The sequence below is a fragment of the Pseudoalteromonas denitrificans DSM 6059 genome, assembly GCF_900112265.1.
GTDB classification, from domain to species: Bacteria; Pseudomonadota; Gammaproteobacteria; order Enterobacterales; family Alteromonadaceae; genus Pseudoalteromonas; species Pseudoalteromonas denitrificans.
Map to the genome: position 1 here is coordinate 1 of NZ_FOLO01000057.1, position 11681 is coordinate 11681.

At 34.3% G+C, this 11681-nt stretch carries 7 protein-coding genes; 5 read left to right on the plus strand and 2 right to left on the minus strand.

Annotated features, from left to right (window positions below; all coding sequences use genetic code 11):
• Nucleotides 1-18: 18 nt before the first annotated feature.
• A complete protein-coding gene (pepA, locus tag BM088_RS22295; RefSeq protein WP_091990056.1) occupies nucleotides 19-1530 on the minus strand; it encodes a leucyl aminopeptidase in 1512 nt (503 codons plus the stop codon).
• Nucleotides 1531-1685: 155 nt separating this feature from the next.
• On the opposite strand from pepA, the gene lptF reads away from it, so the two are divergent.
• Both lptF and lptG read left to right on the plus strand, forming a co-directional pair.
• The gene (lptF, locus tag BM088_RS22300) at nucleotides 1686-2816 is read left to right on the plus strand and encodes an LPS export ABC transporter permease LptF (RefSeq protein WP_091990059.1); all 1131 of its coding nucleotides are present in this window, start codon (nucleotides 1686-1688) and stop codon (nucleotides 2814-2816) included.
• 140 nt (nucleotides 2817-2956) lie between these two features.
• The gene (gene lptG / locus BM088_RS22305; protein ID WP_245763897.1) at nucleotides 2957-3964 is read left to right on the plus strand and encodes an LPS export ABC transporter permease LptG; all 1008 of its coding nucleotides are present in this window, start codon (nucleotides 2957-2959) and stop codon (nucleotides 3962-3964) included.
• A 110-nt stretch (nucleotides 3965-4074) separates the two neighbouring features.
• Here lptG and barA read toward each other — a convergent pair whose 3' ends face one another.
• The gene (gene barA, locus BM088_RS22310) at nucleotides 4075-6861 is read right to left on the minus strand and encodes a two-component sensor histidine kinase BarA (RefSeq protein ID WP_091990130.1); all 2787 of its coding nucleotides are present in this window, start codon (nucleotides 6859-6861) and stop codon (nucleotides 4075-4077) included.
• A gap of 133 nt (nucleotides 6862-6994) precedes the next feature.
• On the opposite strand from barA, the gene rlmD reads away from it, so the two are divergent.
• From rlmD to mazG, 3 genes are all read left to right on the plus strand, one after another.
• Complete coding sequence (rlmD, locus tag BM088_RS22315) at nucleotides 6995-8383, plus strand: 23S rRNA (uracil(1939)-C(5))-methyltransferase RlmD (protein WP_091990065.1); 1389 nt, start codon at nucleotides 6995-6997, stop codon at nucleotides 8381-8383.
• Nucleotides 8384-8396: 13 nt separating this feature from the next.
• Nucleotides 8397-10577 (plus strand): GTP diphosphokinase, encoded by a 2181-nt coding sequence (gene relA, locus BM088_RS22320; RefSeq protein WP_091990067.1) that lies wholly within the window; start codon nucleotides 8397-8399, stop codon nucleotides 10575-10577.
• A 207-nt stretch (nucleotides 10578-10784) separates the two neighbouring features.
• Entirely contained in the window at nucleotides 10785-11585 is an 801-nt protein-coding gene (gene mazG, locus BM088_RS22325) for a nucleoside triphosphate pyrophosphohydrolase (RefSeq protein WP_091990070.1), read from the plus strand.
• Nucleotides 11586-11681: the final 96 nt, after the last annotated feature.

Genomic DNA, 11681 nt, shown 5'->3' on the forward strand with positions numbered 1-11681 from the left:
ATATATAATTTAACTCTATTAAGACTCTTGAGTTTGAGTTTCTTCAGCACGGTTTAATAAATATTGCGATAGCATGGCAACAGGACGACCTGTCGCGCCTTTATTTGCACCACTTCGCCAAGCTGTACCAGCGATATCTAAATGTGCCCAATTATATTTTTTAGTAAATTTAGATAAGAAACATGCGGCTGTAATCGTACCTGCTGCTTTGCCACCTAAATTGGTAAAATCTGCAAATGGACTGGAAAGTTGATCTTGATAATCATCCCATAAAGGTAGTTGCCAAGCTCTGTCGCCACTTTGCTCAGACGCTTTTAAAATATCATGTGCTAACGGATTATGATTCGCTAAAATACCAGTTGCATGATGTCCTAAAGCCACGATAACGGCGCCAGTTAAGGTTGCAACATCTATTACGATTTCAGGTTCAAAACTCTCTACATAAGTTAAAGCATCACATAAAACTAATCGCCCTTCAGCATCGGTATTTAATACTTCAACAGTTTGTCCTGACATGGTTGTTAAAATGTCACCTGGACGATATGCATTTGAGCCAGGCATATTTTCACATCCGGCTAATACACCAATAACATTAATTGGTAAGTTCATTTGTGCCAGTGTACGCATAGTACCAATAACACCGGCGGCACCACCCATATCATATTTCATTTCATCCATGCCTTCGCCCGGTTTTAATGAAATACCGCCAGAATCAAAGGTGAGGCCTTTACCTACTAATACAATTGGTGTTTGTTCTTCAGGCGCACCATTATAATGAATGACGGTCATAATGGATTCATTTTCACTACCACGGCCGACAGCTAAATATGAATTCATTCCTAATTCAGCCATTTCTTTTTCGCCAACTAAATTTACTTTGATTTTATCAAATTCACTTGCAATTTTTTTCGCTTCTTCGCCTAAATATGCTGGATTACAGATGTTTGGAGGCATATTTGCAACGTCTTTACATAATTTCATACCTGCGGCTATAGATAAACCGTGATCAATGGCATTTTCACCAATTGTAAGTTCACGTCGAGTGGGTACATTAAATACTATTTTACGTAATGGACGGCGAGTATCGCTTTTTTTACTTTTTAATTGATCAAAGGTGTAAAGGCTATCTTGAGTTGTTTCAACTGCTTGGCGTACTTTCCAATATGTATCTCTGCCTTTTACATGTTGCTCAGTTAAAAAACAGACCGCTTCCATAGAACCCGTTTCGTTCAAAGTACTAATGGTTTTAGAAATTATTTGTTTATATTGTTTATCATCTAATTCACGTTCCTTGCCACAACCCACTAATAGTATACGTTCACTTAATACATTGGGGACGTGATGTAGCAATAACATTTGCCCAGGCTTGCCTTCTAAGTCACCACGACGTAATAAATTAGAGATGTATCCATCACTAATGCGATCTAATTGCTCACCTATTGGTGACAAACGTCTAGGTTCATAAACACCCACAACAATACAAGCACTTCTTTGTTTTTCCGGGCTTCCGCTTTTTACGCTAAATTCCATAGCGACACCTGCCTTTTATCTGCTTACTATTGTCGCTGTTAATAACTTTTTGTGTATCTTCAGCGCCAATGTCATATAATTAAGTTCTAAAAATAACAAGTTTACTTGAAATTTCACACTATTCCAGTGAAAAGACATGTTTATAGGGGCGCAGATTGCTAATTTTTCGTTATTTGACTGCTGAGGTATTTAAATCTCAAATGGCGGTCTTCTTTACTTTAATGACTATTTTTGTCAGTGAAAAATTTGTTCGCATTTTAAGTTCGGCATCAGAAGGGGGGATCCCTGGTAAATTAGTGATGTCATTTCTTGCACTTAAGTTGCCTCAGCTCGCTTCCCTTATTTTACCGCTCAGTGTTTTTCTTGGTATTATTTTAGCGTATAGCCGTATCTATGCTGACAGTGAAATGACTGTTTTTAGAGCATGTGGTGTTAGTGAGTGGTATGTAACGCGAGTAACTTTAGTGTCTAGTTTTGTGATGGCTATATTTGCAGGTGTTTTAACTTTATATTTAGCACCATGGGCGAGTGAGCAAGAATATCAATTGAAAGAAAAAGCTGAAGCTGATGCAGGGTTATCTTCTCTTAGAGCTGGGCGCTTTCAACAAACTGAAAATGGTAAAGCGGTTGTATTTATTCATGATATAAACCAAGGTGGCGCAGAGCTGAAGAGAGTTTTTGTAGCTCAACTTCCTGAGTTATCACAAGAGCAAGTTTTAAAGTCTGAAAATAAAAAATCGCAAATAGTATATGCGCAAAAAGGCACGGTCGTTGAAAATATATCTGGCGAACAGAAGCTGATTTTAACAGATGGTAAAAGATATGAAGTTCAAAATAAGAGTAAAGAATTAACGTATACAGAATTTGATGGATATGAAGTTCAAATTCAAGAGCAAGCAATTGAACATAAAAGACGCAAATTAAAAGCTGTTTCGAGCCATGAACTTGCTGTTATGGATAATAATGAGTCTAGGGCTGAGTTTCAGTGGCGTATTGCAATTCCATTATCAATTCCTATTTTAACATTATTGGCGGTACCTTTAAGTGTCGTTAACCCTCGACAAGGTAAGTTTGCAAAATTAGTACCTGCTCTTGGTTTGTATTTAGGCTATTTTATTTTACTTAATGCCGCAAAGTTTGCACTTGCTGATGGTAAAATTCCACAATCATTGGGCCTATGGTGGATTCATTTATCAGCTTTATTTATAGGCACATTATTTATTTTAAAAGGTAGGCCTATTGGCTCCTATGTTTCTGCAAAGTTATTTAAAAGACAGAGAAATTAATTTTGTTTTTAACACGATTAAAATACGTATTAAATGACGAATTTATTTATTTTTAAGCATTTTTTAAAAGGCAAGAAGAGTTGAAAACACTTGATTGGTATTTAGGCCGTAGCATTATACAAACAACCGGTTTTGCTTTGATGGTTTTAGTTGGACTAAATACGTTACTTAAATTTATTGATCAATTAAGATCTGTTGGTCGTGGTAGCTATGATTTAGCAACCGCAGGTCTTTATACTTTATATAGCATACCTGGTGATTTAGTTGTGTTTTTTCCAATGGCGGCTTTGATTGGTGGTTTAACGGGTTTAGGCGCATTAGCTTCAAATAGTGAACTTGTTGTGATGCAATCGGCTGGAATGTCGCGTTTGCAAATTATTTTATCTGTAATGAAAACTGCATTGTTTTTAGCTTTATGCATGATGGCATTGGGTGAATGGGGAGTGCCAGAAGCACAAAAAACGGCCAAGGAATTAAGGGTTTCTGCAATATCAGGTGGTAGTGTTTTTAATGCAAAAAAAGGTATTTGGGCTAAAGATGGCGATGTTTTTATTAACATTGAAAACTTAGATTCATCAGGGCGCTTAGATGGTTTAAATATGTATAATTTTGATAAAAACACGTTGGAATTAAAACAAATCACGCAAGCTAAGTTTGCTACCTTTCATGCTCAAGGTTGGATGCTCAATGATATTAATCGCATTAATATTAGTAAAGACAAGGTAATATCTGAGGTTTTAGAGCAGGAGTTATATCGCTCAGACTTAACACCAGAAAAATTAGGTGTTGTTTCCGTAAAACCTGAGTCCCTAGCATTTTCTGGTCTTTGGTCTTATTTGAAATATTTAGAACAGAACGACCAAGATACCAGCCATTATGAACTCGCGCTTTGGAGAAAAATAATGCAACCTGTGTCTATTGCTGTAATGTTACTTGTGGCATTGTCATTTATTTTTGGCCCACTGCGTACAGTAACTATGGGCGCTAGGATCATCATGGGAGTTGTTACTGGCATAGTCTTTAATTTAACTGATAAAATATTTGGCCCAATTGTACTTGTATATGAAATCCCACCAGTAATAGGTGCAGTTGTACCTAGTCTGTTATTTATTGCTTTTGCTACTTATTTATTAAATAAAAGAACTTAAATCTGCGATGCAGATTTAAGTAAAGTCTCAGCATGATATAAGAAAAAAATAAGAGATTTTGAAATATTTTAACTCAGTTTATTAAAGAGTAATCGAATATTTATTCTGATTTAAGCTTCTGTTACATTGGCATCCGATAAAAGATTAATTAATTCATCTTGAAATTCAAAAAGTTCAGGTTCTATATCTTGAATCTTTGCTCCTTTTTTAAGTGATATTTCTAATGTTTCTGCCAGTTGTTTTAATTTAGGCACACCAGTGTAACAACATGCCCCATGAAACTTATGAATAACTTGCAGAATGTCTTCTCGCTTTTTATCTATATATGCTTGTTCTAATTTTTTTTGTGTTTCAGGAATGCTCGTCATTAGCATATGTAACATTTCATGGGCGAGCGCACTTTTTCCACCTGCACGTTCAAGAGCGAGTGGCCAGTCAATAACATGGCTTTGAAAAGGAGCTTCAGAAGAGTTTATCTGTTGCTTAGGTTTTTTACTTTTTGAAGTGCTTGGTTTATTTGAGGGTGTATTATGTTCGCCATATTCATGAATAGCCTGTCGTAACATATCTTCATCTAATGGTTTAGTTAAATAGCCTCTGAAACCCGTTTTTAACAAATGTTCTTTTTCACTGACTAATGCGTGTGCTGTAACCGCTATAATAGGTGTATCTTCGTTTAAGGATGAGTCTAAAATCATTTTACATGCTGTAATTCCATCCATTATTGGCATTTGAATGTCTAAAAATATTAAATCGTATTTACGACTTTTTGCCAGGCTAAGTGCCTGAGCGCCATTGTGGGCTGTATCTAACGTTTCTATTTGCTCGTTTAACAAAGTACAAATAAGTTTAAGGTTTGCAGCATTATCATCAACAACTAAAGCCTTTAAAGGTAAAATTTGTTCTTTTGGAGTTGGGGTATGAATTGTCGGGTGATCTAAACGATAAGGGGCAGCTAATGTTTCACACAACTTTTTATGATTTACAGGTTTACTTAAGCAGGCATCGGCACCAATAGTCACCAGTGCTTCTCGCATATTATGAGAAACAGTATTTACCATTAAATATAAATAATCGGTATGCTCTCGTGTCATACTCACTAAGGTTCGAATATCTTTGATAGTATCTGGTGAGGCACTATGACCTATAATTGATATATCAAAATTAAACTCTTGTTTTAATGCACTTTCTAATTCATTAATCGTTCTACATGCTTCAACTTGGACGTGCCAACTTTTTAATATTGATAATGTCGCATCAAAAGAATGTTCATGAGATTCATAATATAAAACACGTTTTTGTTTTAAACTTTCGATTGGCAGTATTTCTATGTAATTATGCTCTGGTAACTCAAATAGGGCATTAAAAGTAAAGCAACTTCCTTTCCCTAACGCTGAATTTAATGAAATACCACCATTCATAGCTTCTACTAAGTGTTTGGTTATTATCAAACCTAAACCTGTGCCACCAAACTTTCGGGTGATACTTGAATCAGCTTGGCCAAATGCCATAAATAATGAGTCTTGTTTGTCTGAACTGATGCCATGGCCTGTATCTTTGACTGAAACAAGTAATGACGTATGTTTAATGTCAAAAATGCGACATTCTATATCGATTGTAACACTACCTGTTTCAGTAAATTTTATCGCATTACTGATTAAATTAATTAATATTTGTTTAAATCTAGTCGGATCTCCAATTAAATTTTCAGGTACTGTATTTTGAATGTAAATAGATAACTCTAAAGATTTTTCATGTGCGCTTGGTGCAAGTAAAGTTAATACTTCATTTACTGTATCTCTGAGTTGAAAGTGTATTTTTTCAAGCTCCATTGCACCAGCTTCAAGTTTTGAAAAATCGAGAATATCGCTAATAATGCTTAATAAGCTATTAGCTGATAATTCGATAGTATCTAAATAGTCGATTTGATTTTTATTCAAAGGCGTTTTATATAATTGTCTTGTAAAACCTATGACACCATTTAATGGTGTTCTGAGCTCGTGGCTCATTTTTGCTAAAAAATCAGATTTTACTCTGTTAGCATCTTGCGCTTCTTGTTTAGCAATATTTAATTGAATATTTTGCGTTTCGTATTGCTCTAGAGTTTCTCTGTAGTCACTAATTGCTTGGTCGATATGTTTTTGCATTTCATCTTTTTGTACTATCATATTTCGCGATATATCATTCAAACCATGTCGGATCAGCTCAAATTCACCGCTCATAGGTTGCTCTATCGCAATATCCTGTTTTCCTTCTTTTAGCTGGTCTATTGCAAAAACTATTTTTCCTAATGGTTTCGCCAAAAATTGACTTAATTTAAAAGCAGAAATTAAAGCAAATAATAAGGTCAGTAAAATAACAAAAATGCTTAAAATGATAGATTTTTGTTTTTCCATAATTGCTTGATCTTTATTAATTTGTACAGCAATAAAACCGATGATAGGCAAAGCTTCTGTTAGGGTTAAGCTATTAAATGGTGCTGAATGATCAAATATAGGCGTATGGAATACGATATAAGTATCGTAAAATGTTGTGGAAGTATTTTTATGATACTCAGTTTTTTTATTTTGTTTTAGTTGTGAAAAGTGCCGGTGAAAGTTACTTGTTACAATTAATTTATTTTCATCATCAAAAATAGCAATACTTTTAATTAAAGGTGAATGTTTATTGTGGCTATGACTAATTAAACGGTTGAGGGTCTTTTTATCTTTATTAATTAATGCATTTTCGGCTGCAATAGCTAAAGGTTCAGCTATATTTGTGCCCTGATCAATTAAAAAATCATTTAATTCTAAATAGCGATTTATAGTAAAATAAGAACCAAGTATTAACCCTATGATCATTGCGGGTACTAAAGTGAGTAATAAAACCCATTCTCTTAAACCTAATTTAGTCATAAATATGATTTTTTTATTTATTAATTTAATCGTATAAGAGTAAAGCTTAACTTTTGCTTTATCAATCATTGCACTTTAATTATTGAATTTAAAGTGCAATTTAGTCACCAATATACAAAACCAAGGCAGTACAATGGCACAATTTTTTAAGCCTCAAAAAAAGAGCGTTGCAAAAGAGAAGAAGCAACTCAAAATTGACTCTTTGAATCATGATGGTATTGGCGTATCAAGAGATAATAATAAGGTGTGTTTTGTTGAAGGAGCTTTACCGGGTGAAATAGTATTGGCACAACCGATACAAGCAAAAGCTAAATTTGAACGTTTGACTGTGCAAAAAATAATAGAATCAAATATATATAGAGTAAAGCCCTTCTGTGAACATTATCAATTATGTGGTGGTTGTCAATTACAACATTTAGCACCAGAACAGCAAATGATAGAAAAGCAAAAAGCGGTATCATCTTTATTTGATAAGTTTTTAGGTACTTCAAACTCTAGCACATTACATGATTTAAATTGGCAACCTGCAATAGAGAGTGCTCCACTAGCTTATCGTCGTACTGCGCGTATTGCTGTTTTTTATGATAAAAGAAAAAATGAACTTTTATTAGGTTATCGACAAAAAGGCTCAAAAAAAATAATCAATATTAAAAATTGCTTGGTTTTAGAATCCTGTTTTAGTGATATTTTTAGTGTATTTAGTCCACTTCTAGCAAAATTAAAAGCAGCTCAATCGATTACACATTTACAATTATATAAAACAGAAAATCAGGCTTTGATAGTGATCCGTCATATTAAAGCGCTAAATGAAAAAGATATTAAATCAATTGTAGCCGCTACAGAGCCATATAAATGGCAATTGGTTTTTGAAGGTGAAACAGGGCAATATCAATTTTATAATAAAAACCCAGATGAGCAGGTAGAAATAAATAAGAATAAAACACATTTATTACATTATTATTTAGATGAATTCGATCTGAAATTAAACTTTTCTCTTGATAACTTTATTCAAGTTAATCATAAAGTTAATAGGTTGATGTTAAAACAAGCAATTGATTGGCTAAATTTAAACAGAAATGAAAAAATACTGGACTTATTTTGTGGTATTGGTAATTTTAGTTTGCCTATGGCAAAAATTGCAAACAAGGTTGTCGGAATTGAAGGTGTTGCATCATCGGTCGAAATGGCAAAGTTTAATGCTTTGGATAATAAAGTAACCAATACAGAGTTTTATTGCCAAGATTTAAATGAACCTATGGTTAAGGCAAAGTGGTTTAAACAAGAATATGATGTATTGTTACTGGATCCTTCCCGTGCAGGTGCGTTTGATATTTTATCGCAACTGAAATTAAAACGTTTTTCTCGAATATTATATGTATCTTGTGATCCTGTTACTTTAGCGCGAGACAGTAAATTAATCATTGATGCGGGATTTAAAATAGATAAAGTTAGTTTAATGAATATGTTCCCGCATACGGGTCATGTTGAAACTATGGCACTGTTTATACCTAGTAGAAGTTAAAAGGAAGTATTTTATGGTTTCAATCCGTCAATCTCATTTAAATGAAGATGCTAATATTCATTGGCTTGAGTTAATTGATTTGAATGATGAGCAATTAGAATCGATGCGTTTGGCGATTGATTTTTGTCATGAATTAGATGAAAACTTACCTTTCGAACAAGCTCGGGAAATGGTTGAAATTTTAGCTGAGTTAAATATGGACCCTGAAACTTTGGCGACGGCTTATTTAACTCCTTTTTACTTACGTAAAGTTATTTCGATAGAAGATGTTGAATCTACGCTTGGGAAGTCTTTGGCTATGTTGCTTAAAGGCGTTTTCCAAATGGCAACAATCAGTACTTTAGCGCATCAAAATAAAGGCACGGTACAGATAGACAATATCAGACGCATGCTTTTGGCTATGGTCGAAGATGTGCGTGCAGTGGTAATCAAACTCGCTGAACAGGTATGTCATTTACGGAGTGTTAAAAATGCCAGTGAAGAAGAGCGTGTAATTGCGGCAAAGGAAACAAGCAGTATTTTCGCACCTTTGGCTAATCGTTTAGGCATAGGACAGATAAAATGGGAGTTAGAGGATCTTTCTTTTCGTTATTTGCATCCTGAGTATTATAAAAAAATAGCAAAATTATTAGATGATAAACGCCTTGATCGTGAAACCTATATGACAAATATGGTTGCTTCAATTCAAGTTAAATTAGATGAAGCAAAGATTGATGGACAGGTATACGGTAGGCCAAAACATATCTATAGCATTTATAAAAAAATGTATAAAAAAAACTATGACTTTGAGCAACTATTTGATATCCGAGCTATTAGAGTTGTTGTTGATCGTATTCAAGATTGTTATGCCGCTTTGGGCATAGTACATACAAACTGGCAGCATTTGCATAAAGAGTTTGATGATTATGTTGCGACACCTAAACCTAATGGTTATCAATCAATTCATACTGTTGTATTAGGCCCTGAAGGAAAAACAGTTGAAATTCAAATAAGAACACAAGAAATGCATGAAGATGCAGAGTTAGGGGTGGCTGCACATTGGAAATATAAAGAAGGTGCGTTACCGGGTAAAAAGTCAGGTTATGATCAAAAAATAAATTGGCTTCGCTCTTTATTGCAATGGCAAGAGGAAGTTGTTGATGATTCTGGCTTGGCTGATGATCTAGAGCTTGCTGAAGAATTAAAAAATCAGGTGATCGAAGACCGAGCATATGTCTTTACACCTTCTGGAGATATTGTAGATTTACCTCTGGGGTCAACTCCATTGGATTTTGCTTATTATATCCATTCAAATGTAGGCCATAGATGCATAGGAGCTAAAATTTTTGGCAAAATAGTGCCTTTTACTCATAAATTAGCGACTGGCGACCAAATTGAAATATTAACAAAAAAAGAACCTGGGCCAAGCCGTGATTGGTTAAACCCTTCTTTAGGTTATATAAAATCATCACGAGCACGGGCTAAAATTCATCATTGGTTTAAGCAACAAGACAGAGATAAAAATTTAGCTGCAGGTAAAGAGATTGCAGATGCTGAGCTTGCAAAACATGACTTAACCAGTAAAGAGTTAGAAGGGGCTGTAAAACGGTTTAATTTCAATCAAATCGATGAGCTATTAGTTGCAATAGGTGCGGGAGATGTACGTTTAGCGCAATTTATAAATTATTTGCAGAGTAAACAAGAAAAAGATGATATCCCTAAATTTAAACATCACAATAAAGCTGTTTCTTCTAAAGGAGATAAAAACGGGATAGTTGTTGATGGTGTTGGTAGTTTAATGAGTCATGTTGCGGGTTGTTGTCAACCTGTTCCTGGGGATGAAATATCAGGGTATATCACTTTAGGTCGTGGCATTGCAGTGCATCGCATTGATTGCGAACAGTTTATGCAATTGAGTAACTCAACACCTGAACGTGTTACTGATGTGAGCTGGGCTCAAGATGTGCAAACTAGTTATGCTTTAACAATTCGAATTGAGGCTAATGACAGACCCGCCTTGATGCGTGATATTAGTTCTGTACTGGCAAATGAAAAAATAAATGTTTTAAATATGAGCTTAAATACTCAACCAAAAAAACAGTTAGCAATTTTTGATATGAAACTTGAAATTACAGATTTATCTGCAATGAATCGTGTTTTGACTAAGGTGCAGCAGATTGAAGGTGTTTATGAGGCAAAACGTTATCACTCATGAGCTTTTTTATAACTATAATTAAGGCTTCATAGTGAGAAGGATGTTAATAAGTTATTTTTATGAACATTTAAGGTTTATTGTGCAATGAATATTAGGCTTGATCCGCAATGAGTTCGTTTTAGTGCTTTTTTTGCCACATTAATGTGGCAAAAGGGTTGTCCAATCTTATCTACAGCTTTAAAACTTAAATTAATTTAAAAGGATGTTATGTCTAAGCACATTATTGAAAATCTCATCGAAATTATGACGCAATTGCGTAACCCTAAAACGGGGTGTCCATGGGATTTAAAGCAAACCTTTCATTCAATTATACCGCATACAATTGAAGAAGCGTATGAAGTGGCTGATGCCATCGAACAAGGTGACTTTGAAGAGTTAAAAAAAGAGTTGGGAGATTTGTTATTTCAGGTGGTTTTTTATGCTCAATTGGCCAAAGAAGACCATCAATTTAACTTTAATGACGTGGTTGAAACTGTATGTGAAAAATTGACTAGACGACATCCTCATGTTTTTACTAAACAAAACTTTGAGAACGAACAACAAATAAAACAAAACTGGGAAAATGAAAAAGTAAAAGAAAGAGAGTTAAAAGCAGGTAAAAAAATCTCTATTTTAGCTGATATTCCAAAAAATTTGCCCGCATTAAGTCAGGCAAATAAAATACAAAAACGTGTTGCGCATGTTGGGTTTGATTGGCCTAAAATATCTGGTGCATGGGATAAAGTAAAAGAAGAGGTTATTGAAGTTGAAGAAGCGCTTGATTCAAATCCATATTCAGATGAAATGGCTGAGGAAATTGGTGATTTGATGTTTGCGTTAGTAAATGTAGCTAGACACGCAAAAAGAGATCCTGAACAATTGTTACGAAAAGCAAATCAAAAATTTACAAATAGATTTGTACAAGTTGAAGAACATTTGAACAATATGAATATTAAATTCACTGATGCGACTTTAGAACAAATGGATAATGCCTGGGATCTCGTGAAGATAAATGAGAAAAAGAAATGATCTCATTTTTTTATAATTCTCATTGAGAAAAGAGGTGTTTTTTAGTATAATTTTTTCCCGTCTTGGTAAATACCTAAACCACCTAAAGATATAAAA